Annotated in this window: 19 protein-coding genes; 1 reads left to right on the top strand and 18 read right to left on the bottom strand. The window is 69.0% G+C overall.

Annotation, left to right across the window (positions count from 1 at the left end):
- Positions 1-14: 14 nt before the first annotated feature.
- The 3 genes from IG75_RS0125815 to IG75_RS0125805 form a co-directional block, all read right to left on the bottom strand.
- Entirely contained in the window at positions 15-3,239 is a 3,225-nt protein-coding gene (locus IG75_RS0125815) for an arabinosyltransferase domain-containing protein (RefSeq protein ID WP_030523830.1), read from the bottom strand.
- Between the two features lie 122 nt (positions 3,240-3,361).
- Positions 3,362-3,868 carry a WKL family lipoprotein gene (locus IG75_RS0125810; RefSeq protein WP_030523831.1) on the bottom strand — a complete coding sequence of 169 codons (507 nt, stop codon included), beginning with the start codon at positions 3,866-3,868 and terminating at the stop codon, positions 3,362-3,364.
- A 96-nt stretch (positions 3,869-3,964) separates the two neighbouring features.
- Positions 3,965-5,428 carry a DNA polymerase IV gene (locus IG75_RS0125805; RefSeq protein WP_063045294.1) on the bottom strand — a complete coding sequence of 488 codons (1,464 nt, stop codon included), beginning with the start codon at positions 5,426-5,428 and terminating at the stop codon, positions 3,965-3,967.
- 381 nt (positions 5,429-5,809) lie between these two features.
- Between IG75_RS0125805 and IG75_RS0125800 the strand changes: the two genes are divergently transcribed.
- Entirely contained in the window at positions 5,810-6,685 is an 876-nt protein-coding gene (locus IG75_RS0125800) for a UTP--glucose-1-phosphate uridylyltransferase (protein ID WP_030523833.1), read from the top strand.
- 33 nt (positions 6,686-6,718) lie between these two features.
- Here IG75_RS0125800 and IG75_RS0125795 read toward each other — a convergent pair whose 3' ends face one another.
- The 15 genes from IG75_RS0125795 to murD form a co-directional block, all read right to left on the bottom strand.
- Positions 6,719-7,198, bottom strand: a complete 480-nt coding sequence (locus IG75_RS0125795) for an NlpC/P60 family protein (protein WP_030523834.1) — start codon at positions 7,196-7,198, stop codon at positions 6,719-6,721.
- A gap of 316 nt (positions 7,199-7,514) precedes the next feature.
- Positions 7,515-8,456 (bottom strand): hypothetical protein, encoded by a 942-nt coding sequence (locus IG75_RS0125790; protein WP_030523835.1) that lies wholly within the window; start codon positions 8,454-8,456, stop codon positions 7,515-7,517.
- Positions 8,457-8,567: 111 nt separating this feature from the next.
- Positions 8,568-11,705: an isoleucine--tRNA ligase gene (ileS, locus tag IG75_RS0125785; RefSeq protein WP_030523836.1), complete on the bottom strand. Its 3,138-nt coding sequence runs from the start codon at positions 11,703-11,705 to the stop codon at positions 8,568-8,570.
- 361 nt (positions 11,706-12,066) lie between these two features.
- A complete protein-coding gene (locus IG75_RS0125780) occupies positions 12,067-12,264 on the bottom strand; it encodes a hypothetical protein (RefSeq protein ID WP_030523837.1) in 198 nt (65 codons plus the stop codon).
- Positions 12,265-12,320: 56 nt separating this feature from the next.
- On the bottom strand, positions 12,321-13,166 hold the full coding sequence (gene wag31, locus IG75_RS0125775) for a DivIVA-like cell division protein Wag31 (protein ID WP_030523838.1): 846 nt from the start codon (positions 13,164-13,166) through the stop codon (positions 12,321-12,323).
- A 63-nt stretch (positions 13,167-13,229) separates the two neighbouring features.
- The gene (locus IG75_RS0125770; RefSeq protein WP_030523839.1) at positions 13,230-13,532 is read right to left on the bottom strand and encodes a YggT family protein; all 303 of its coding nucleotides are present in this window, start codon (positions 13,530-13,532) and stop codon (positions 13,230-13,232) included.
- Between the two features lie 90 nt (positions 13,533-13,622).
- Entirely contained in the window at positions 13,623-14,399 is a 777-nt protein-coding gene (locus IG75_RS0125765) for a cell division protein SepF (protein ID WP_030523840.1), read from the bottom strand.
- Between the two features lie 268 nt (positions 14,400-14,667).
- Positions 14,668-15,357 carry a YggS family pyridoxal phosphate-dependent enzyme gene (locus IG75_RS0125760; RefSeq protein ID WP_245713206.1) on the bottom strand — a complete coding sequence of 230 codons (690 nt, stop codon included), beginning with the start codon at positions 15,355-15,357 and terminating at the stop codon, positions 14,668-14,670.
- A gap of 300 nt (positions 15,358-15,657) precedes the next feature.
- The gene (gene pgeF / locus IG75_RS0125755) at positions 15,658-16,389 is read right to left on the bottom strand and encodes a peptidoglycan editing factor PgeF (protein WP_030523842.1); all 732 of its coding nucleotides are present in this window, start codon (positions 16,387-16,389) and stop codon (positions 15,658-15,660) included.
- 125 nt (positions 16,390-16,514) lie between these two features.
- Positions 16,515-17,807 (bottom strand): cell division protein FtsZ, encoded by a 1,293-nt coding sequence (ftsZ, locus tag IG75_RS0125750; RefSeq protein ID WP_030523843.1) that lies wholly within the window; start codon positions 17,805-17,807, stop codon positions 16,515-16,517.
- A gap of 385 nt (positions 17,808-18,192) precedes the next feature.
- Positions 18,193-18,885, bottom strand: a complete 693-nt coding sequence (locus IG75_RS0125745) for a cell division protein FtsQ/DivIB (RefSeq protein WP_081877123.1) — start codon at positions 18,883-18,885, stop codon at positions 18,193-18,195.
- Positions 18,886-18,891: 6 nt separating this feature from the next.
- Positions 18,892-20,388, bottom strand: coding sequence for a UDP-N-acetylmuramate--L-alanine ligase (gene murC / locus IG75_RS0125740; RefSeq protein WP_030523845.1), 1,497 nt, complete (start codon positions 20,386-20,388; stop codon positions 18,892-18,894).
- A gap of 11 nt (positions 20,389-20,399) precedes the next feature.
- Positions 20,400-21,545: an undecaprenyldiphospho-muramoylpentapeptide beta-N-acetylglucosaminyltransferase gene (gene murG, locus IG75_RS0125735; protein ID WP_036515175.1), complete on the bottom strand. Its 1,146-nt coding sequence runs from the start codon at positions 21,543-21,545 to the stop codon at positions 20,400-20,402.
- Entirely contained in the window at positions 21,542-22,981 is a 1,440-nt protein-coding gene (gene ftsW / locus IG75_RS0125730) for a putative lipid II flippase FtsW (protein WP_036515177.1), read from the bottom strand. The genes murG and ftsW overlap by 4 nt, the downstream gene beginning before the upstream one ends.
- Complete coding sequence (gene murD / locus IG75_RS0125725; RefSeq protein WP_030523848.1) at positions 22,978-24,444, bottom strand: UDP-N-acetylmuramoyl-L-alanine--D-glutamate ligase; 1,467 nt, start codon at positions 24,442-24,444, stop codon at positions 22,978-22,980. The genes ftsW and murD overlap by 4 nt, the downstream gene beginning before the upstream one ends.
- Between the last annotated feature and the right edge of the window lie 30 nt (positions 24,445-24,474).

The following is a 24,474-nucleotide window of genomic DNA, read 5'->3' as shown; positions in this document are numbered from 1 at the left end:
CCGCGGTGCGCGGCTCACCAGGCGACGTTGATCGGGCCGGGCGTCCAGGTCCCGGAGTGATCCTCCTGCGTGGTGCGCGGACGGGCCGGGACCGCGTCGGGATCGATGGGGAGGAACTGCTGTAGTTGCCCCCAATCGCGATCCCAGTCCTGATCGAGATAGGTCGGCAGGGTGCGGGCGTGCAACAGCAGACCGGTCCAGCCCAACGGGCCGCCACCGTCGTGGTTCTGCCACAGGTTGGTGTCGTTCGCGCCGATCCGGTCCGGCAGGATGCGGTATTTCGGCACCTCGGCGATCCCGATGCGGTGGTCGAACGGCCGCTGGCACGGGAACTGCAGGCCCACCGCCCAATCCAGCAGCACCGGATCGTCGGATCCGACCACTGTGTTCAGGTCCTGGGTCTGCGGCATCCGCGGCGGGGTGAAGGCCAGCCACTGGCGCGGATCGCGATCGCGGTCGGCGGCCACGATGCGCACGGTGTCGGCATCGGCGTAGGGCGCCAGCGGGACCCGCAGGTTGCGCCACGACGGCGCCGGGCCGATATCGATCGGATTCACCCGGCGCAGCGGCACCGGGGCCGCGGCCGAACCGCCCGGCGCGGTGGTGGAGCCGAATTCCAGTTCCAGGGACTGGCCGTGGGTCACCACACCGTCGGTGTCCTGCGACCAGATTCGGCCCGCGGCGCTGAGGGCGAGAATATCCGCGCGGTCGGCGACCGGAGGCAGCCGATACCAGCCGGAGGTCAGTTGGGCCGGGCCGTCGGCGTGATCGCTGCCCAGGACCGGAGTCCCCGGATCAAGGCCGAACGGCAATGCGGGACTGTCGGTTTCGGTCGCGACACCGGTGCCCGCGGTCGCCGCGCCCACCGAATCGGCGATGGCGGCGTCGGCGCCTTCCTCGGCATCGGCGCTCAGGTCCGCCGCGACTCCGGTGGGGCTGAAGCCCGTTCCGGTGCCGGCCAGGGCCGCGGCGGGATCACCGGAGAGCGGGGTGAGCATGCCGCGGTTGGGGTCGGTCTCCACCAGCACGTGCGGGGCCAGGCCGCAGGTGTTCCCGGCGAGCGCGCTCAGGTTCGAACTCGCCAGCGAGAAGGCCGGGTACTGGGAGACGGCGCCCTTCGCGAACGACGCCACCTCGAACAGCACCATGAACGCGGCGGCCACCGTCAGGGCCGGCACCTTGGCGAACCGCCAGCCCCAGCGCGAGATCCGGTGCTGCCCGTCGTCGGGTGCCCGCACATGCCACCACGCCGCCAGCGCCAGCAGCACCACCGCGCCGAGCAGGAAGACCTTGTTGAAGGCGATACCGGCCACCGAGGGCTGTTTGTCCCACCACGGGACGCTGTAGGAGGAGACGTACCACCAGCCGTTGGGACCGGCGAATACGAGAGCCAGCAGGAACGACACCGCGGCGGCGAACAGTGCCCGGTTGCGCGGCGCGCGCATGACCCGCGGCCCGATCGCGACGGCCGTCAACACCGCCACCGCGCCGGCCAGCCCGGCGAAGACACCGAGGTGGTGGGTCCATTTGGTCGGGGTGGTCATCATCAGCGCCATGGCGCCGACGGTGACTCCGAGGATGCGCCGCGAGGGCCCCACCGCGGCGGTGGGGATCCGGCCGCCCTTACGCAGCAGGGTGAGCAGGCAGACCGCCAATCCGGCGATCATCACGAAGATCCCGAAGCGGCGGGCCACCGAGCCGTCGACCGTACCCATGAACAGGTACTGGTAGCGCAGGTATTCGTCGAACCAGAGCACATGCGGGCCGGCCAGTTCGTGCACCCGGCGCATTTCCATCATGGCGCTGAACGGCTGGTCGGCGAAGGCCACCACCAGCACGAGGACACCCGCGGCGGCCAGCGGCAGCACTTGCGCGAGCCAGCCGATCCGCGGCGCGCGGGTGGCGAGGATCTTGATCAGCGGCCGCAGTCCGGCCAGCAGCGCGGCCACGCAGATGATGCCGTGCGGCCCGGCGGTGCAGCTGAAGGCGGCGATCAGCAGCGCGACCGCGAACGGCAGCAGCCGCCGGGTGGCGATACCGCGCTCGACCGAACACCAGGTGAGCAGCACCCCGAGCGCGACGATGGGCTCGGGCCGCAGCCCGTTGTTGTAGGGCAGCCAGACGGCCAGGAACACCAGCGCGCCGGTCCACGGGACGAATTTGGTGCGATGCAGCGCGGCCCCGAACCGGGGCACCACTTCGCGACTGATCACCAGCCAGGCCAGGATGCCGGCCAGCAGACTGGGCAACCGCACCCAGGGGCTGGCGGTGGTGAGATCGGCCATCAGGCCGATGAGGTCGTAGTACGGGGTGCCGACCGGGTTCTCCGGGACCCCGAAGTAGCGGAAGTAGTTCGCCATATAACCAGCGGCCTGCGAAGTGCGGCCCATGCCGAACTGGTAGCCGTCGTCGGAGGTGGTGGCGCCGATGAAATGCCAGAGCACCAGTGTGCCCAGCACCACCACATCGACCGGACGGAAGGCCCACCAGCGGGCCGGCAGGAACCGGCGGGCGCGGCGCCCGTCGAGGCTGTCCAGCCGGTGCAGCGCGAACAGGGAGATCAGTGTCGCGGCGACCGCCACCCAGATCGCGATCTGTTTCAGCGGAGTCGGGCTGGAGGTGAACCGGCTGTCGACCTCGGCGGTGACCCGGGTGCCCGCGGGATCGGTCAGATCGCTGAACACACCGACCAACTGGGGGCGGAAATCTCCGCTCAGCACCACCGGCTCGGATCCGGTGAGCGAGGCGACGGATTCGGTCATCCCGGCGCGCACGTCGAGTGCGCAGTTCGGGGGTAGTTCCGCGACCGGGACGCTGAACAGTGCTTGGTTGCGCAGGACGACGTCGAGCTGGGCCCCGGCCTCCGGTGTCGCGGGCCGGACCCGGGCCAGGAAGCCGTAGCGTTCAAGATCGGGTGCGCCGTAGGGCGCGGTGGCGGTGAGCACCCCGCCGCCGGGCCCGAGTTGCTGGATCGCCGCGCACGGCACCGAGGCCGTGTAATCCAACGGCGCGTACGCGACCAGCGGGGCTTCGATCGAGGCCGCGGAATCGTCCTGCGGCCAGGACAGTGTGGCGGTGTCGACCCGGACCGGCAGCAGGGGTACCGCTATCGCCAGCAGTGCTCCGATGAGCGCCGACACCAGCGCGACCGGCCGCGCCCAGCCACCCCGCGATCGGGATCGGGGACCGTCGGAGAGATCTGTCGGCTCGGGCGCCGCCACCACCATCGTGTCAGCCACGGGGCGCAATCCTAGCGGGGGCCGCGCACACCGCTGCGGCTGCGCTCACCGATCCCCTCGAAGCCATAGAACGAAACCGGCCGGTCCGCTATAGCGGACCGGCCGGTTTGCGGGCTGCGGGATCAGGCCGCGCAGGCCGGGGACTGCACCTGAGCCTGGGCGAGCATATTGCAGGTCCAGGTCTTCTCGACCTTCCACACACCGTCCTCGGCGACGAACGGGACATCGACCACGTTCTGGGTGTCGCCCAGCTTGAAGTTGGCCTTGGCGTTGATGGTGTCGGCGAAATCGTTGACCTCGGTGACCTCGATGGTGGCGCCCGAATCCGTGTAGAACTGGGCCAATTTGCCCGGCAGTTCCGGATCGGCCTCGGCGCCCTGCATCATGCCCAGCTTCTCCTCGTTGGGCACGGCCGGGTCGAGGGCGCGCTGGAGTTGAGCGTTCAGGTCGGCCACGGTGGGCACCGGCGGCAGATCGGACGCCTCTTCCGAGGCGGCCGCCGACGCGGACGTGGTGCTCGCGGCCTTGCTGTCCGAGTCGGAATCATCGCTACCACACGCCGTCAGGGTCAGCGCGGCCACGGCGGCCACGCCGGCGATCGCGATACGTCCGGTCTTGCGAAGCTTCAACTGCTCGTCCTTTGCGTTCGAGGGTTCGGGGTCGTGCACTACGACAGAGCCACCGGAACCGGCGACGCTGCCCGGACCAACCTACCCGGCGGGCCCTCAGGACAAGCTGGCGAGCGGATCCGCTGAGCACAACTCCGTATTGTCGGCAGCGAAAGTACGCGCGATCCCCGGTCCTGTCGAGCGGGTCTCGAACCGGACGGTCACTCGTCCGTGGCCCGCCCCCTGCACCCAGCCGAATCCGAATTCCGGATGCCGCACGTCCGAGCCCGGTCGCCAAAGCATACTGCTACCAGCGGAAACACCGGAATCCCGCGGACCTGGAGAGTTTTCGGCGCTACTGCCGGGCGGCGGGGCCGAAGCGGCCGTCGTGTCCACCGAACTCGCCGGTTCCGCCGGATGTCTTACCGAATCCACAGAGCTCTCTTCGACCGTCGTCAGAGAATCGGGGGCGTCACCCGACTCCTCCGCAACCCCGCCGGACGATGCGGCGGGCTCACCACCCTGCCGGTCCAGTTCCGGGAACAGCGATTCCTGCCGGATGCTGGACAGCCCGGCGTAGCCGACCCCGACCAACCGGATCGGGCCCAGCTCCCGCGGGTCGATCGCGGCCCGCTGCGCGGCGGCGGTCAGCGTGGGCAGATCCTCGGTCGCGTAGGGCAGGGTGGTGGAACGCGTGGTGATGCTCATATCGGCGCGCCGGAGCTTCAGCACCACGGTCCGGGCGGCGCGGCCGTCGCGGCCGAGCCGGCGGTGCGCGGCGGCGGCCATCTCGGTGATCGCCGGGCGCAGCCGCTCCAGGGTGACGATGTCGTGTTCGTAGGTGGTCTCGGCGCTGATCTGTTTGGCCTCGGCGCGTTCGGTGACCGGCCGGTCGTCGATACCGCGGGCGAGGCGGTGCAGCGCCGCGCCGATACTGCCGCCCAGGATCGATACCGCCTCGGCCTCCGGCAGCGCGGCGAAGGCACCCACGGATTCGATCCCGAGGGTGCGCAGCCGGCCCTCGGCCACCGGGCCGATACCCCAGAGCTTGCGCACCGGCAGCGCGGCCAGCAGCGCCTGCTGCTCACCCGGCGCGATCACCCGGATCCCATCGGGTTTGGCCATGCCGGAAGCGATCTTGGCCAGCTGTTTCCCGCTGCCGGCACCCACCGAGGCGACCAGGCCCGTACGCTCCCGCACCGCTGCCCGCAAGTCGGCGCAGAAGGCCTCCACCTCCGCCGCGCTCGCCCCGGCAAGTTCGGCGGGCTCGGCGAACGCCTCGTCGAACGACAGGGTCTCCAGTACCGGGACCCGGGCCCGCAAGGTATCGAAGACCCGGCCGCTCAGCACGCTGTACAGCGCACCGCGCGGCGGGACCACCACCGCCGACACCCCGACCAGCCGCCGCGCCTGCTGCATCGGCATGGCCGAACGCGCCCCGAACACCCGCGCCTCGTAACTCGCCCCGGCCACCACCCCGCGCGCACCGGTCCCGCCGACCAGCACCGGGCGGCCGCGCAGGGTGGGGCGGGTGAGCTGTTCACAGGAGGCGAAGAAGGCATCCATATCGATATGGAGCACCCAGCGCCGGGAAGTCTCGCCGATCGGTGGCGGGGCCGGTCCGGCGCCGGCCCCGGGATGCCGGCCGCTCACCACGGAGTGGCTCGCGGTGCACCGGCCGGCCACCGCGGCGGCACCCGGCGACGGCCGCTCCCGCCGCGGCCGCTGTCCCTGACCGTGGAGTCCATGAGCGCAGAATGTACGCGGCCGTACCGACAGGAGAAGGGATGCGGACCGATCCCGCCCGGTTGCCGGGAGTTCTCTGCGCCCGCCGACCTGTCACGGGGCCTTGCCGCCGGGCGGCCCGCCCGCCCCGATCGACCCGGCCACCCGGCGTTTCCGGGATCGCGGGACCGGGCCGGGATACCGCGCCCCGGCTGACGGGTATGTGATGATCGGACGATGAAGATCCGTAAGGCCGTCATTCCCGCTGCCGGTATCGGTTCCCGCCTGCTACCGCTGACCAAGGCGATCCCCAAGGAGATGCTGCCGGTCGGCGACAAGCCGGTGATCGAGCACACGGTACGTGAGCTGGTGGCCTCTGGGATCACCGATATCACCATTGTGGTCAGCGGCGGAAAATCACTGATCCAGGATCATTTCCGGCCCAATCCCGCACTCGTGGCCCAACTGCGTGCCGACGGCAAGACCGCCTACGCGGACGCGGTGGAAGAGGTCGGCGAACTGTCCCGGCTGGGTCACATCACGTACCTCGATCAGCACGGCCCTTACGGGAACGGGACCCCGGTACTCAACGCGGCCCGTACCGCCGCCGACGAACCGATGCTGGTGTTGTGGCCCGACGACGTCTTCGTCGCCGAGGAACCACGAGCGCAGCAGCTGATCCGCGCCTACGAATCGACGGGCTGCCCGGTACTGGCGCTGATGCCGATGAATCCGAACGAATCGCAGCGCTACGGTGTCCCGGTGGTCCGGGAGGACCTGGACGACGGCCTGCTGCGCATATCGGGCCTGGTGGAGAAACCCAAACCCGAGGATGCCCCCTCGGCCTTCGCCGCGATCGGCGGCTACGTGGTGACGCCGGGGATCATCGACGAACTGCGGGCGCAGACGGAAGACTGGTACACCCACCGCACCGGCGAGGTCTACCTGACCGATTCCATCAACGCCTATGCCGCCAACCATGCGGTCTACGGGCAGGTCATCCAGGGCCGCTGGTACGACACAGGAAACCCCGGCGACTATCTCATCGCGCAGTTCGCCTCGGCGCTGGCCCACCCCGACTATGGGCCACTGCTGCGCCGGCAGGTCGACTGACCACGGTTCGGCGGCGACGCTGCCGCCGCGGCCTCAGAAACGGCGGATGCTGTAGATGTAGAACTGGTCGAGCGGGCTGAGCCCGACCGGTACGCCGGCGCCGTAGGCATTGAGCACCTGGCCGAACCCGGCGTAGATCCCGACATGGGAGGCGTCGGAGTTGATGATGATCACATCACCCGGCGAGAGCGCGTACCGCGGCACCGAGGCACCCACTTCGGCCTGCTCCCAGGTGGTGCGCGGCAGCATCACACCCACCTGCCGGAAAGCCCACTGGACGAGACCGGAGCAGTCCCAGGTATCCGGGCCGGTGGCGCCCCATTCGTACATCTTCCCGGTCTGCGAGGTCGCGGCGGCCAGCGCGCCGAGCCCGTTGCTGCTGGAGACCGGTAACGCGGCCGAGCCACTGGCGCTGAGCGATCCGGATCCGGAGGCCGATCCACTGGCCCCGCTTCCGGTCTGCGCCCACCCGGGGGCGGCGGCGACGGCGCCGACGGCCGTCGCGAAAAGCATGCCGGCGATACCCCGGCGCAGTGCAATTCCGATCACTTGCCCACCCTTCTGCCCGTCGGTACCCGGGACACCGTGCGGCGTCCCGGTTTTCTCGCGGCATCCGCCACCGAGGTGGGGACACCGCCAACCACAGGGGTTACGCCGGGTGAATCGGCTCCGGCGCAACTTCACTCAGGTAGAACCGAACGAAATGATCACCGTTCCCGGTGGTCCGGAGGACCGGACTCAGCGGTATCGAGGATGATTTTGCCCGGCCCGCAGAAGGGCGACAAGCTTCTGGCAAACTTCCAGCATGTGATGAACATCACAAAAATGTTTATTGCGTTTGGGTGGCCACATCGTTCAGCGTCTTGAGAACCACATCCTTGGTATCCGACGGCGACTCCACGTAGACCCCCACCTGCCAGACCGGGTCACCACCCGGTTCCGCCGCGAAGAAGCGGCTGAAATCCACCGTGAACTTGCCTTCGTCATTGGCCGCGGTCTCCACGTAGGAGGTCCGGTCGTCGAACTTCCGCGCCCGGTCCGGCGCATCGAACCAGTCGGCCTCGAAACGCGCCCGCGTGGCGGCATCACATGTCGCTGGACATTTGCGGAGGATGAGGTTGACCTTCTGTCCCGCAGCGGAATTGCTCTCGTCCACACACCCCCACGCCTGGGCGTCCGGAATCTTGTCGATCGACCCCTTCATACATCCCCAGGAACCGGGCGCCCGAAAAGCAAAGGGCCAGTCCTTGAATGCCATCGTGTAGGTGCTCTCACCGGCCTGCCAGGTCGGGCCGAGCACGGCGACCGGCGCCAGTCCCTCGCGCAGCACCGGCTCGCCCGCGGAGGGCAGGGCGCTGGTGGTCGCGGTGGTGGAGGTCGCGGGCGCCGAACTCGATGACTGCACGGAACCTGTTATCTCCGCGGACGTTCCGGCCGCGGTGTTCTCCGCCGAACCCCGCGACTGCAGCGCCACCAGCCCGACGACACCGATCAGGACCAGCACCACCACGGCGACCAGCACCGCGATCAAGGGGCCGTTGTTCTTCGGCGGCGGCCCGCCGTATCCTCCGCTCCCCAGCGGCGGCACCTCCCATGCGCCCTGCTGCGGAGTGGGATGCGGGCCGTGGCCCGCGGTCTGCCCCCACTGCACGCCCGGATCCTGGTGCCCGCCCTGGGCCGGATACCCCTGCTGCCACTGACCCGACGGGGCACTCTTCTGTTGTCCCTCAGGGGAATGCTGCCACCACTCGTCGGGATTGTCCGAAGCCATAAGACTTCACCCTAGTGCGCGCCACCGGCTGGGTCATGGGCACGGACGCCGTCTCGCCGCTGCCGAACGCCCGCTGCCGGCCGGACCGGTGATCCGACCGGCAGCGCCGGCTCAGCCCGCCTTGACGATCCGAGCCCGCACCCCGCCGGTGAGCTCCGCGGCGTCCGGACCGGCCGGCCCGAACTCCAGCTCGACCGCCAGGATCTCCCCCGCGATCAACTCACGATGCGTGCGCGCCCAGTCCTGCCGGTCGGCCGGCACCTCGAGGACCGCGGTGATGCGATCGGAGACATCGAGGCCGAGCGATTTCCGGGTCTCCTGCAGATCCCGGATGACATCGCGGGCCCAGCCCTCTGCCTCCAGTTCCTCGGTGACCACCGAATCCAGCACCACCAGACCCGCGTTACCGGGCAGTGCGGCGGTCGATTCCGGTTCGGCCGCCACCAGCCGCTGGGTGTACTCCTCGGGCAGCAGTTCGATCCCGGCCGCGGAGACCACCCCGTCGGCGCTCTCCGACCAGTCACCCGCCTTGACCGCCTTGATCACCTTCTGCACATCCTTGCCCAGGCGAGGTCCGGCGGCACGTGCGTTGACCGCCAGCTCGAATCGGCCGTGCGCGGCGACATCGGTCGTCAGGTCGACCTTCTTGACGTTCACCTCGTCGGCGATGATATCGGCGTAGGGGGCCAGCCGCTCCGCGTCGGAAGCGGCGATCGTCACCTCCGCCAACGGCAGCCGCACCCGCAGTTTCTGCGCCTTGCGCAGGCTCAGCACGGTCGAACACACACTCCGCGCCTCATCCATCGCGGCGACCAGCTCCGGATCGTGCGGGAGGGTATCGGCGGCCGGCCAGTCCGTCAGGTGCACCGAGCGCTCACCGGTCAGACCCCGCCAGATGACCTCGGTGATCAGCGGCAGCAGCGGAGCCGCCAACCGCGTCACCACCTCGAGCACCGTATGCAGGGTGTCGACCCCGTCGCGGTCCTCGGCCCAGAACCGGGCACGCGACCGGCGCACATACCAGTTCGTCAGCGCGTCGGCGAAGGTACGCAGTTCCTCGCAGGCACCGGCGATATCGAACTCCTCCAGCGCCGCGGTCATCACATCGCGGGTCTGCGCCAGCTTCGCCAGGATGTACCGATCCAGCGGGTTGGTGGAATCCGTCCGCCACACCCCGGGTTCGGCGGCGTACAACTGCAGGAAAGTCCAGGCGTTCCACAGCGGCCGCAGCGCATGGCTCACGCCTTCGCGGATACCGCGCTCGGTGACGATGAGGTTGCCGCCCCGCAGGATCGGCGAACTCATCAGGAACCAGCGCATGGCGTCGGAGCCGTCCCGGTCGAACACCTCGTTCACATCCGGGTAGTTGCGCTTGGACTTGCTCATCTTGAGCCCGTCGTCGCCGAGCACGATGCCGTGCGCGACCACGTTTTTGAACGCGGGGCTGTCGAACAATGCCGTGGACAGGACGTGCAGGTTGTAGAACCAGCCGCGGGTCTGACCGTTGTATTCGACGATGAAATCGCCGGGGAAGTGCGAGTCGAACCACTCCTTGTTCTCGAACGGGAAGTGGACCTGCGCGTACGGCATGGACCCCGATTCGAACCAGCAGTCCAATACCTCCGGCACCCGGCGCATGGTGGACTGCCCGGTCGGGTCGTCCGGGTTGGGCCGGGTCAGCTCGTCGATCGCGGGACGGTGCAGATCCGTGGGCCGCACGCCGAAGTCGCGTTCGAGTTCGTCGAGCGAACCGTAGACATCGATCCGCGGATACGCGGGATCGTCGGACATCCACACCGGGATCGGGCTGCCCCAGTACCGGTTCCGGCTGATGTTCCAGTCGCGCGCGTTCTCGAGCCATTTGCCGAACTGCCCGTCGCGGATGTGCTCGGGCACCCAGCCGATCTGTTTGTTCAGCTCCACCATGCGCTCGCGGAACTGCGTCACCGCCACGAACCAGGAGGGCACGGCCATATAGATCAGCGGCTGCCCGGAACGCCAGCTGTGCGGATAGGAGTGGTCGACGGTCTCCTGCCGCAGCAGTTTCCCGGCGGCCTTGAGGTCTTTGATGATCACCGGATTGGCGTCGAACACCATGAGGCCCTCGTACGGCGGCACCATGGAGGTGAACTTGCCGCCCGGATCGAGCGGCTGCACCAGCTCGATACCGTTCGCGCTGCAAACGTCCATATCCTCTTCACCGAAGGCGGGCGCCATGTGCACGATGCCGGTACCGGAATCGGTGGTGACATAGTCGGCGGAGAGCACCCGGTGCGCATTCGGATGCCCGGCGAAGAAGTCGAACGGCGGCGTATAGCGCAGATCGACCAGTGCGGCCCCGTCGTACTCCCCGATCACCTCGGGCTGCTCACCGAGTTCCCGCGCATAGTGGGTGACCCGCTCGGCCGCGAGGACATAGCGTTTGCCGTCCGCGCCGCGCACCTGGACGTACCGGAGGTCCGGATGTACCGCGACGGCGAGGTTGGACGGCAGCGTCCACGGGGTGGTGGTCCAGATCAGCGCATTGGCGCCGTCCAGGTCACGCAGCGGATGGTCCTCGGGAACCGTGAGCACCATATCCACCGTCACCGCCGGGTCCTGGCGCATCCGGTAGGCGTCGTCGAGCTTGGCCTCCTGGTTCGACAGGGGTGTCTGCTCGTACCAGCTGTAGGGCAGCACCCGGAAGCCCTGATAGATCAGGCCCTTGTCGTAGAGCGACTTGAACGCCCACATCACCGACTCCATGAAGTCGAGATCGAGGGTCTTGTAGTCGTTGTCGAAGTCGACCCAGCGGGCCTGCCGGGTCACATAATCGCGCCATTCACCGGTATAGCGGAGCACCGACGACTTGCACGCGGCATTGAATTCCGCGAGCCCCATCGAGTCGATCTGTGATTTGTCCGTGATACCGAGCTGCTTTTCCGCTTCGATTTCCGCCGGCAGCCCGTGGGTGTCCCACCCGAAACGTCGCTCGACCCGCTTTCCGCGCATGGTCTGGAAACGGGGGATGACATCTTTGACATAGCCGGTCAGCAAATGACCGTAATGTGGCAGACCGTTGGCAAACGGCGGTCCGTCGTAGAAGACGAACTCCTCGGCGCCGGCCCGGTTGTCGATACTGGCGCGGAAGGTTCCGTCGGCGGCCCAGGTGTCCAGCACGGCCTGTTCCAGCTCGGGGAAGGACACACCGGATCCGCCGCCGAGATCGACGCGCGGATATGCGCTGCTACTGGATTTCTCGTCCGCCATCGCGGATACACATCTCCTCGTGCCCGGCGCGCCCTGAGGCGCGGTATCTCGGCACGGGGACGATCGCGGCGCAACGGGTGCGCCGGAACCGCGGTACCACCCCGCTTGTCCGGCCCCGGCGAACCGGGTGGACCTCTCGTTACGAGCTGTGACGGGCTCACCCGTTCGGTTCTACTGAGCGTGCGCGGCATACCGAGCGCCGCGCGGCGCCGTTCTTCCGAAAGCTCCCCGGTGATGGCCGGATCGTCGCCGACTTACAGGTTTGATTCTAACCAGGACGGTCAACCACTTATACAACCGCCCGCGGAGCCGCAGCACCCGCAACCCGGAAGGACGTTTTGGTTCTCGCCCGTTTTTCTCGTCAGCGCTTCGCGTGCTGATCCCGCGGCGGCAGTTCCTCATCGGGTGCGCGCATCGACAGCGCGCTCGCCAGCAACACCACAGCGCCGGCAACGCATACGGCGATGCAGCCCCATGCCCAGATCACCGAGCCGGTGGCCAGGGACAGGATCAGCAGGGCCAGGCCGATCGTGGCCAGCGCCAGTGTCAGGACAAGCATGATGACCCCCAGAACAGCAGGCCGGGCGCCCGTTCGCTCCCAGCGGTATCGGGCGTTTACTCGCCTTTGCCGAATGAGGCGGGAGCGAGCTGGTTGGCCCCGGTATCGAAGGAGTCACCCTCATCGACAGGCACGGCCGAACCACGGTTTTCCAGCTCTTCGAGCTGCGATTCCAGATACGACTTGAGCCGCACCCGGTACTCGCGTTCGAAGGTTTTCAGGGTCTGGATCCGGCTCTCCAGCACATTGCGCTGCTGGGTGATGGTGCCCATGATCTCGGTGTGCTTGCGCTCCGCGTCGGCCTGCAGCGCGTCGGCCTTCTCCTTGGCCTGGCGCAGCTGGCTGTCCGAGCGGGTCTGGGCGTCGCTGAGCATGGAGTCGGACTTGTGCCGCGCGTCGGCGATCATCTCGTCCGACCGCACCCGCGCGTCGTTGACCATCCGTTCGGAATTGGCCCGCGCGTTCGCCAGCAAATTCTCGGCTTCACTCTTGGCATCACTGGTAAGCCGATCGGCCATCTCCTGCGCCAGGCTCAGGACCTTGGCGGCCTGCATATTCGCGTCGGCCGCGGCGTCGGCGGCCGATGGGGCGGCCGGGACCACCGGGATCGGTGCCGACGGTGGTGCCTGGACCGGGGGTTTGATCGGTTCCGGAGGCGGGGCCTGCTGGACCGGTTTGCCCAGGCCCGGGCCGCCCGGGCCCCGGCCGGACTTGGCATCGGCCAATTCGGCATCGAGCTCGGCAACCCGCTGGCGAAGGTCGGCGTTCTCCTCGATCAACCGGGAAAGTTCCTGCTCCACCAGATCCAGGAAGGCATCGACTTCGTCCTCGTTGTAGCCGCGTTTCCCGATAGGCGGTTTGCTGAACGCGACGTTGTGCACATCGGCTGGGGTCAGCGGCATGGAAGGATCCCTTCGCGCGTTGGCAGATCTAGCGGCTCTGGCAAGTCTTCACGGCCCATTCTGTCACACCGGCGCTACCGGCTGTCCGAGCCGGCTCACGACCGACATCAGGATGAAGACCAGGAACAACAGAACCATAATCGACAAATCGAGCCGGATTCCGCCCAGGGAAACCGGTGGGATCAGCCGCCGCAGCAGCTTCACGGGGGGATCGGTGATGGTGAAGATCACCTCGAGGATCACGACGACCACCCCGGTGGGACGCCAGTCGCGGGCGAAGCTCCGGATGAACTCGACGATCACCCGGCTGATGAGCAACAGCCAGAAGATGAACAGTACGAAGTACAGCACCGCGAACAAGGCCACGACCTCACTCTGCCGCAAAATCGGCGCGGTGCAAAATGCCCGCGCCGATCCTGCCCGTACCACGCGGCGCCCGGCCGGGCGAGCCGCTCGCTATTTCTGGTTGTAGAACCCGGTTTCCGCGATCCGGCGACGCTCCTCGGCCGATACGTCCACATCGGCCGGGGAGAGCAGGAACACCTTGGTCGCCACCTTGTCGAACGAGCCGCGCAGGGCGAAGGCCAGCCCGGCGGCGAAGTCGACGAGGCGTTTGGCATCGGCATTGCTGAGGTCGACCAGATCCATGATCACCGGGTTGCCCTCGCGAAACCGCTCCCCGATGATCGCGGCTTCGCTGTAATCACGCGGACGCAGCGTGGTGATCTTGGACAAGGGACCTCCGTCCTCGAAGATCGCGGGACGGCGGGCGGCAACCGGTTCGGGACGGACCCGCTCGGCCAGCCGCCGCTCCTCGGCATCGGGATCGACTGCCAGCGCTCCCCTGGTCGCGCCGCGCAGCGAGGCACCGCCGCCCGGACGATACCGGCCGGAGGCGGCGGCGTCGATCCGGGTGGGGCGGCGTGGTCCCTCGTAATCGTCGTCGTAGGCGTCTCCCGGGTAGTCGTCCCGGCGCGGCGCGGGGTAGCTGGGCTGGTAGGACGACTTGTAGGGCACGTCACGGTAGTCGGGACCGTCGTAGCGGTCCTCGGGGTACCGGTCGTAGTCCGGACGATCGTCGTAGTCGCGGGGGGCGCGGTCGGAGTAGTCGCGGGGCCGGCGCCCGCCACGGTCCTCGACCCCGCGCGGGGTGCGATCGTCGACGTAGTCGTCCTCGTAATCCTCGAGCGGAACCATGCCGAAGTACGCCTTGAACTTGTGCAGCGTGCTCATGACCGTGCCTCGCTGTCGCTCGGCCCCGTCACGAGCACGCTCGTGGCTGCGCCCATAACTCGCTCGCTGCGCTCACTCGATGACCGCGCCTCGCTGTCGCTCGGCCCCGTCACGAGCACGCTCGTGGCTGCGTCGAGTACTCGCTCGCTGCGCTCGCTCATTCTGGTCGACCTTCCTTCGGCCCCGGTGGCGGCCGGGTGTTGAAGTCTTGCTCAGCCCTCGTCGTGTCCCAGCATATGTGTCGAATGTGACTGATGAGGTTTGTTTGCTACGCCGAGGTTATCGGCCGGGCACCCATGAGAGCGGTACCGACACGCACACACGTGGATCCATGGGCAATAGCTCTTTCAAGATCATCGGACATTCCGGCGGACAACTCCGTCGCCCCTGGATGTCCGGCGCGCAGCCGGGCATGTAATTCGGCCAGGCGGGCGAACTCGGCGTCCGGATCGGCGGCCCGCGGCGGAATGGCCATAATCCCAGCCAGACGCAGTTCCGCGGTGTCCGCGATCCGATCGGCCAGCGCCGGCAGCGCAGTCGGCTCCACCCCGCCCCGCGCCGGGTCGGCGTCCAGGCTCACCTGGATCAGCACCTCCAGCGGAGTGTCCCGCTCGCCGGCATCCAGGGCGGCCGCCGTGGCCGTGGCGAGCGCGGTCGCCAGGCGTTCGCTGTCCACCGAATGCACCGCGTGGGCCCAGCGCACCACCTGGCGTGCTTTGTTCCGCTGCAGCCGGCCGATGAGATGCCAGCGAATCCCGGGATCGTCCAACTCCGCGGCCTTGGCACCGGCCTCCTGCGGACGGTTCTCCCCGAAGTCGCGGCGGCCCAGACGATACAGCGCGGCGATATCGGAGGCCGGAAAATATTTCGTCACCGGCAGCAGCCGGACCTCTCCCGGATCCCGGCCCGCAGCGACGCACGCTGCATCGATACGGGCGAGCAGACGCGCGAGATTCACGGCCAGTTCCGCGGTACGGGAGTCGTTTCCGGCCGCGGCGTCCCGGCTGTCCGGGACAGACGGTTCCGGCCGAACGGCGGAAGCCGCCACTGTGCGGGCGGTTTCGGGTCCGCCGCGACCCCCGGCGCGAGCGCCGCTCATCTCCGCGTGCCGATCCGCCACGGTCTCTGCGCCGTCATCGGTCTCCCATCTCCCAGTGACCGAGCATCGGCCGTACGTCGAACATTATGCGCGAGTTCATATTTCGCGCCGACCGCCCGGCCGCGGCCACAGAATGCAGCGCGCGGACCACTCGGCCTTTCACGCTGTACCCGATTCCATCCAGATGACACTGCCCAATCGTCCGGTCGGAGCGCCGCGGCGGTGGCTGAACAATGCGGTGTCCTCGATGGTGCAGCGCGGGTCCTCGGCAACTGCCGTAACACCGGCGGCGGTGAGCTGCCGCCGGATGCCCGCGCGCAGATCCAGGCCGGGGGTGCCGCGCACCGTGGTGGTGGCGCTACCGGGCAGATGCGCTTCGACATCGGCCCGCATCGCGGCGGGCACCTCGTACTGCCGGCCGCTGGCGGCAGGGCCGAGCAGCGCACCGATCCGATCGGGCCGGGCGCCGGCGGCGACCATCGCCTCCAGCACCCGCGGCACGATACCGATACGCGCGCCCACCCGCCCGGCGTGTACGGCGGCCACGACCCCCGCCTCGTCGTCGGACAGCAGCAAGGGCACACAATCGGCGGACAGCACCACCAGCGCCAACCCCGGCCGGGTGGTGATCAGGGCGTCGGTGCCGGGAAACGGTTCGGTGCGGGGCCCGTCCACCGTCGCGATCGTGCGGCCGTGGATCTGTTCCATCCAGATCACATGATCGGCGGGCAACCCGAGCGTATCGGCGAGCCGGGCGCGGTTGCGCCGCACCGCCTCCGGATCGTCGCCGACATGATCGCCGAGGTTGAACGAATCGTAGGGCGGCGCGGAGAAACCTCCGGCGCGCGTGGTGACGACCCGTCGAACGGTGAGTACCGGTGCCGCTGTCATGCCACCGAGCCTAGTGGCAGTTCGGAGCAGCCCCGCCTCGTCCGGCGGCGGCACGCGCACCCGCGACAGCGGACCGCCCGCGCACTCGGCGCGGGCGGATCAGCACCGATGACACGGCACCGGGTTCAGCGGCGCATGAAATCCGGGACGTCCACATCGTCGTCGTCATCGTCGGGCAGGTCCGGCGGCGGCTGGATATGGGACCGGCTGTTGTGGGACAGCGTCGGATCCACCGGCGGACGGGTGCGTTCGGTATCGCGGTAGCTCGGGGCCGGGCCGCGCGCGATCGCCGACCCGGAGTCCGACGAGCGGGTCGAGGCCGAACCGTCCGATTGGCCGCGAGCCGACCCCAGTTCGGCGGTGCGCGACTGGCCGAGTTCCGCGGTCCGCGATTGCGCCGAGATCTCCGAGGTGCGCCCGGATCCGAGCGATCCCCGTGTGGTCGCCGGATCGAATGTCCGGCGCGCGGGACCACCGCCGTCGAATCCCGCGGCGATCACGGTGACCCGCACCTCGTCGCCGAGCGAATCGTCGATGACCGTACCGAAGATGATGTTGGCCTCGATATGCGCGGCCTCCTGCACCAGCGAGGCGGCCTCGTTGATCTCGAACAGGCCCAGATCCGAACCACCGGCGATCGAGAGCAGCACTCCGTGCGCACCGTCCATGGAGGCTTCCAGCAACGGGGAATTGATCGCCGACTCGGCCGCTTTGACCGACCTGCCCTCCCCTCGGGACGAACCGATTCCCATGAGTGCGCTACCGGCGCCCGACATCACGCTCTTCACGTCGGCGAAGTCGACATTGATCAGACCCGGGGTGGTGATCAGGTCGGTGATGCCCTGCACACCGTTGAGGAGTACCTCGTCGGCCGAGCGGAAGGCGTCCATCAGGCTGACCGCCGCATCGCCCAGTTGCAGCAGCCGGTCGTTGGGAATGACGATCAGGGTGTCGCAGGATTCGCGCAGCAGGTTGATACCGACCTCGGCCTGGTTGCCGCGCCGCTTTCCCTCGAAGGAGAACGGACGGGTGACCACACCGATGGTCAGCGCACCCAGTTTGCGCGCGATACTCGCCACGACGGGCGCGCCGCCGGTACCCGTACCGCCGCCCTCGCCCGCGGTCACGAAGACCATATCGGCGCCCTTGAGCACCTCTTCGATCTCGTCCTTGTGATCCTCGGCGGCCTTACGACCTACCTCGGGGTCGGCACCGGCGCCGAGCCCCCGGGTGAGCTCCCGCCCGACATCGAGCTTCACGTCGGCATCGCTCATCAGCAAGGCCTGGGCGTCGGTGTTCACCGCGATGAACTCGACACCCTTGAGACCCTGCTCGATCATTCGGTTGACGGCGTTCACGCCGCCGCCGCCGATACCGACGACCTTGATCACGGCAAGGTAGTTGTGCGGGGGCGTCATGAGCTCTCGCCTTCCTTCGATCCAAAGTCTGTCGTTTTCGGATGCTCGATATCGTTCCGCGCGACCACGATCCGCGGACCACGATCCGAGCAAACCCTGAACCTCAACCATAGGGTTGGAGTTATGTCAAGTATCCGACTGGTGCGGAACGCTATTCGCCGCCGTCGCGATCCGCTCGCAGGCGCGCCGAGACGATAACCAGTTTCTTCGGCGAACTTGCTTCTACCAGGGCGGTACGCGACGTATCGTAAACGGTTGCCCAGCCGCCCGCGCCCACATCGTGGGACGCCCCCGGCTCCCGCCATATGTGGTCTCCGGGTGCTCGTCCCGGGCCGAGGCGGAGCTGCGAACCGAACAGGGTCGAACCGAACAAGATTGCTGGGAATCATTTTACCGTGACCAGACTGGGACTCGAGACGTCGAACACGGTTCCCGGCTGAGTGAGCAGCGGCAGTACCACCGCCGATTTGCGTTCGCCGTCCTCGCTGCTGCCCCACAGTACCGTGCGACCGTCGCGCAATGTCAGGGAAATCTCCGACGGGCCCACGGCACGGATGGTTTCCACCTGCACCTCCAGCGCCGGCGGCAGTACCCGGGCCACGACGACCGCGGCCCGGGTGAGCTCGTCGGCACCACCCGGCCGGGCGGTGACCAACTGCGGCACTCCGATCGGCGCGGGCTCGATCGCGTACTCGATACCGTCGGCGTCCAGCAGATGCGCGCCCTCGGGGGAGTCGTAGTACAGCACCGGGGTTCGCGGCTCGATCCGCACCCGCACGGTCGACGGCAGCACCCGCTGGACCCGGGCACTGCGGACCTTCGGGATGGTCGCCACCCGGGCGGCCATCGCCGCGGTATCGATCCGCAGGATCGAACCGGTCTCCGGAACCCGGAGCAGTTCGCGGATCTGTTCCTCCGGGATCTCGCCCGCCCCATCGATCCGTACCTCGCGGACCGACAGCAGCGGCGAGAACCAGGCGAGCGCGGCCAGCGTGATGGCCAGGGCGAGCGCGGGTAGCGCCCACAGCCGGAAACGCCGCAATCCGCCCACCCCGAATCGTGGCGTCCCGGCCCGCACTCCGCCTCACCGCCCGTACTGCGGACGCGCGCGTAGTCCGTCCAGGATCTGGCTGCCGAGCATGGTGACATCGCCGGCGCCCATGGTGATCACGACATCACCAGGCTGGGCGAGACCCGCCACCTGGCGGCCCACCCGGGACATATCGGGTTGGTAGTGCACGGGTTTGTGCACCGACTGGGCGACCAGCGCGCCGTTGACCCCGGGCAGCGGCTCTTCGCGTGCCCCGTAGACATCGAGCACCACCACTTCGTCGGCCAGGTCGAGGGCCGCGCCGAATTCGGCGGCGAAGGTCGCGGTCCGGCTGTAGAGATGCGGCTGGAAGACCACGATCACCCGGCCCCGGCGCGACAGCGCACCGTCGCGCGCCTCCTGGTCCACCAGTTCGGCGGCGGCCCCGAGCACCGCCCGGACCTCGGTGGGATGGTGAGCGTAGTCGTCGAAAACCCGCACCCGGTTCTCCCGGCCCACGAACTGGAAGCGGCGGTGCACCCCGCCGAAACCCTCCAGCCCCTGGATGATCTCGTCCACGTCGGCGCCGGCGGCCCGCGCGGTCAGCAGCGCGGCCAGCGCGTTGAGCGCCATATGCCGGCCGGGCACGGAAAGACGCAGGGTGCGCGGGGCGGGTTCGTCGGCGAGCTGGAAGTGAGCGATACCGCCGACATCCCGCGGTTCCCAGCTGTGCAGGCGCACCCCGACCGGAACCGGCGCATCGGGCAGTTCCCCGGTGCCGTACCCGAGTACCCGCACGCCGCGGTCGGCCAGCCGTTGCCCGGTGCGCTCGGCGAGGGCCCGGGCGCCGGGGTCGTCCAGGCACACCACCAGCAGCCCGCCGTCGGCGAGGCGATCGGTGAAATCGTCGAACACCTGCACATAGGCGTCGTCGGAACCGAAGAAATCCAGATGATCGGATTCGATATTGGTGACCACCGCGACATCCGGGTCGTATTGCAGCAGGGACCCGTCGCTCTCGTCGGCTTCGGCGACGAAGATATCGCCGCTGCCATGGTGGGCGTTGGTTCCCGCCTCGTTGAGTTCACCGCCCACCGCGAACGACGGGTCCAGTCCGCAGTGCTGCAGGGAGACGATGAGCATCGAGGTGGTGGAAGTCTTCCCGTGCGTCCCCGAGACGAGCAGCGTGCGATGCCCGCTCATCAGGGCCGCCAGCACGGTCGGCCGCAGCAGCACCGGGATCTCGCGGCGGTGCGCCTCCACCAGTTCCGGGTTCGTCTTGGGGATGGCCGCGTAGGTCGTCACCACCACCGTCGGCCCGCCGGGCAGCAGATCCAGCGCACCGGCATCGTGACCGATCCGCACCTGGGCGCCCCGGGCCCGCAGGGCGAGGACACCGCGGCTCTCCTTGGCATCGGACCCGGAGACCTCGCCCCCGCGCGACAGCAGGATACGGGCGATACCCGACATCCCGGCGCCGCCGATACCGACCATATGCACCCGGGCCAGCTCCGGCGGCAGGGCGCCGGGGCCGGTTTCCGATGCGGTCATCTGCTCCCCGCTCACCGGCCCGCCGCCCGCAGCACGATCCGGGCGACCTCGTCGGCGGCATCGCGATGGCCGGCGCCGGCGGCGGCACGACCCATCTCGGCTATGCGTGCTGGATCCGTGAGCAGCGGTATCACCTCGTCGATCACATATTTCGGGGACAGTTCGGGGTCGGCAACGATTCTGCCACCACCGGCCGCGACAACGGGCCGGGCGTTGAGTTCCTGTTCACCGTTTCCGTGCGGCAGCGGTACGTAGACCGCGGGCAACCCGACCGCCGACACCTCGGCGACGGTCATCGCCCCGGACCGGCAGACCACCACGTCGGCGGCGGCGTAGGCGAGATCCATTCGGGACAGGTAGGGCACCGCCACATAGGGCGTAGCGGGATCGGTCGAGGAGACGTCCAGCGTGTTCTTGGGGCCGTGGGCATGCAACACGGAGATACCGGCCGCGGCCAGTTGCGGGGCCGCACCCGAGATCGCGTCGTTGAGCGACCGCGCCCCCTGGGAACCGCCGAACACCAGGAGCACCGGGCCGGTCGCGGGCAGCCCGAAATGCTCCCGCGCCTGCGCGCGCAGCCCGGCCCGGTCGAGGGAGGTGATCGCGTCCCGCACCGGGATACCGACGACCTCGGCATCGAGCCCGGAATCCGGTACCGCGGCCAGTACCCGGGTCGCGCGCCGCGCGCCGACCTTATTGGCGATACCCGCCTTCGCATTGGCCTCGTGCACCACCACCGGCACCGCGCGCCGGCGCCGCAGGGCCCCGCGGCCCGCGGCGAGGTAGGCGGGCAGCGCCACATAACCGCCGAACCCGACGATCACATCCGCCTCCACGGCGTCGATGATCTCGCGGGTACGCCGCACCGAGGCCCGGACCCGGCCCGGCAGCCGCAGCAGATCCGCACTGGGCTTGCGCGGCAACGGCACCGGCGGGATCAGTTCGAGCGGGTACCCCCGTTCGGGCACCAGGGTCGTTTCCAGTCCGCGTTCGGTGCCGAGCGCGGTCACCCGGATCCCGGGATCGAGTCGCCGCAACGCGTCGGCGACGGCCAGGGCCGGTTCGATATGCCCGGCCGTACCGCCACCCGCGACGATCACCGATATCGCGTCCGCGCCCGGCGCCGTGTGCTCGCCTGCGGACCGTGGTGCGCTCACCTGTTTCTTCCCCGTTCTCGTGCGTGTGTCACCGAATAGCTGGGTTCCCAGGCCCGGGTGGCCCGCAGGGTGTCGGTACCCCGGCTGTTGGCGCGCGGCCGGGCCCGCGCGGGCTCGTCCCGGGGCTCACTGCGGGCCGGGCGGCGCGCCGGACCCCGGTCGCGATCGGCCGCGGCGCCGCGGGCCCGCACGGGATGGTAGACCTCCGGTTTCGGCAGTCGCAGCAGGCGACTGACCCGCCCGTCCTGTCCGGCGTGCAGGGCCGCCACCGCCTCGGGTTCGTGCCGGGCCGCGTTGGCGATGATGCCGAACATGAACAGTGTCAGTGCCAGCGACGAACCGCCCGCCGACACCAGCGGCAACTGCAATCCGGTAACCGGCAGCAGGCCCACCACATAGCCGATGTTGATCAGTGCCTGCCCGGTGATCCAGGTGGTGGCGGTGGCGGTGAGCAGGCGCAGGAACGGGTCCACCGAGCGGGCGGCGATCCGCAGGCCGGCGTAGACGAACAGCGCGAACAGACCCAGCACCAGCGCGCAGCCCAGGAACCCGAGTTCCTCGCCGATGATGGCGAAGATGAAGTCGTTGTGGGAGTTGGGCAGATAACTCCATTTGGCCCGGCTCTGCCCGAGCCCGCGACCCCACAGACCGCCGTCGGCCAGCGAGTACATCGCCTGCCGGGCCTGATAGTTGATGCCCTGAGGGTCGTCGGCGGGATTGAAGAAGGCGCGCATCCGGTCGGAGCGGTAGCCGGCCGAAAGCGCGAGAGCGAGGGCGGCGATGGCGCCCGAGGCGAGGATGGCCACGAACAACCGCACCGGCAGGCCACCGAACCACAGCAGCGCCAGCAGGACGATGCCGAGGGCGATGGTGGTGGACAGGTTCGGCTGCAACACGATCAACAGGCACACCAGCAGGCCGGCCGGAACCAGCGGCACCAACAGGTTCTTCAACCCACCCGGATCGTTCGCCGCCCGCCCCGCGGCACGCCGCGAGATCAGCAGGTGGGCGCCCCACACCACGAACGTCACCTTCACCAGTTCCGACGGCTGGATCGAGAACAGCCCCAGATCGATCCAGCGGCGGGCGCCGTTGACCGTACTGCCGACCCCCGGGATCAGCACGAGAACCAGCAGCAGTACCGATACCGCGAATACCGGAAAGGACAGCTGACGCAACCGCCGGAACGGTATCCGCAGTGCGAGATAGAACAGCACCGCGCCGACCGTCGCGTACATCATCTGCTGGACGAACAGCGAATACGCCGACCCACCGTCGGCGTAGGACTCCACGCTGGAGGCCGACAACACCATCACCAGCCCCAGCAGGGTGAGCAGGGTGGCGATGGTGACGACGAGATGGAACGAGGCCAGCGGCCGCGCCAGCCAGGCGCCGAATCGGCCCACCTGCACCTGTCGCGTGCCGCGCGGTCTCATAACCGCCGCCCGAGGTCCTCGTCCTTCAGATCCTCGACCGCGCCGGCGAAGCTGCGGCCCCGGTGGGTGTAGTCGGTGAACATATCCAGCGAGGCCGCCGCCGGCGCGAGCAATACGGTATCGCCCGGTCCGGCGAACGCCGCCGCTTCCCGCACCGCACGTTCCATCACCGCGTCGGCGATTTCGGTGGTGCGGGTCCCGGTGATCGCCTCGTCCATGACTGCCTGCCCCATACCGGCATGATCCCGCGTATCCAACTCGACCACGGGGACTTCCGGCGCGTGTCGCGCCAGCGCGGCCGCGATCACCGGGGCGTCGGCACCGAACAACACGACGGCGACCAGCCGCTCGGCGACCTCCTCCACGAGGTCCTCGACGCCGGCACCCTTGAGCTGGCCGCCGGCGATCCAGACGACATGCTGATGGCCCAGGATCGACGACCGCGCGGCGTGCGGGTTGGTGGCCTTGGAGTCGTCGATGAACTCGACGCCGCCCAGTTCGCGCACCAGCGCCGACCGGTGCGGGCCGACCTTGTGCTCGATCAGGCCCTCACGGACGAACTGCGGCGCCACATCGATGGCCCGGGTCAGCGCGGCGGCGGCCAGGGCGTCGGCGATACCGGCGGGGCCGGGTGGGCTGATCTCCTTCGACTCGGCCAGGATCGCCGCCTTGGTGAAGGCCCGGTCCAGCAGTTTGCCGTCGACGACGCCGAGTTCACCGTCGGCCGGGACCCCGATCCGGAACCCGATCGTGCGGCGTGCCTTCGAGCGGCGGGCCAGGCGGGCGGCCACCGGGTCGTCGAGTCCGACCACCCCGACCCGCCCCAGCAGAGCCCGCGATTTGGCGGCGGCGTAGGCGTCGAGCCCACCGTGCCAGTCCAGATGGTCCTCGGCCACGTTCAGCACGACACCGGCCTCCGGCCGTACCGACGGCGCCCAGTGCAGCTGGAACGACGACAGTTCCACCGCCAGCACCTGCGGCCCGGGATTGCGGCGCAGGGCGTCCAGGATCGGCAGCCCGATATTGCCGCAGGCGACGCTGGGGATACCGGCGGCCCGCAGAATGGAATGGGTCATCTGCGTGGTCGTGGTCTTCCCGTTGGTGCCGGTGACCACGAGCCATTTGCGGACCGGACCGTAGATCCGCGCCTGATCCACCCACCACGCGAATTCGACATCGCCCCAGACCGGGATACCCTCGGACACCGCCGAGGCCAGGACCGGGGAGTCCGGCCGCCAGCCGGGACTGGTGATCACCAGCGCGAACCGCGACCAGTCGGTGTTCTCCACTTCGGCCGCGGGCACGACGTCCAGCCCCAGTCCGGCGGCTTCGGCCAGCGCCGCGGCACCGCTGTCGGTCACCACCGGCCGGGCCCCGATATCGCGCAGCGGCGTGATCAGCGAACGACCCGAGACACCCCATCCGGCGACCAGCACATCGCGGCCGCGCAGGAATTCCAGCATCGGGCCCGGCGAACGCAGGGCCCGGGGCGT

It is taken from the genome of Nocardia rhamnosiphila NBRC 108938, assembly GCF_000720425.1.
GTDB classification, from domain to species: Bacteria; Actinomycetota; Actinomycetes; order Mycobacteriales; family Mycobacteriaceae; genus Nocardia; species Nocardia rhamnosiphila.
This window is presented reverse-complemented; position numbering and strand designations above follow the sequence as displayed.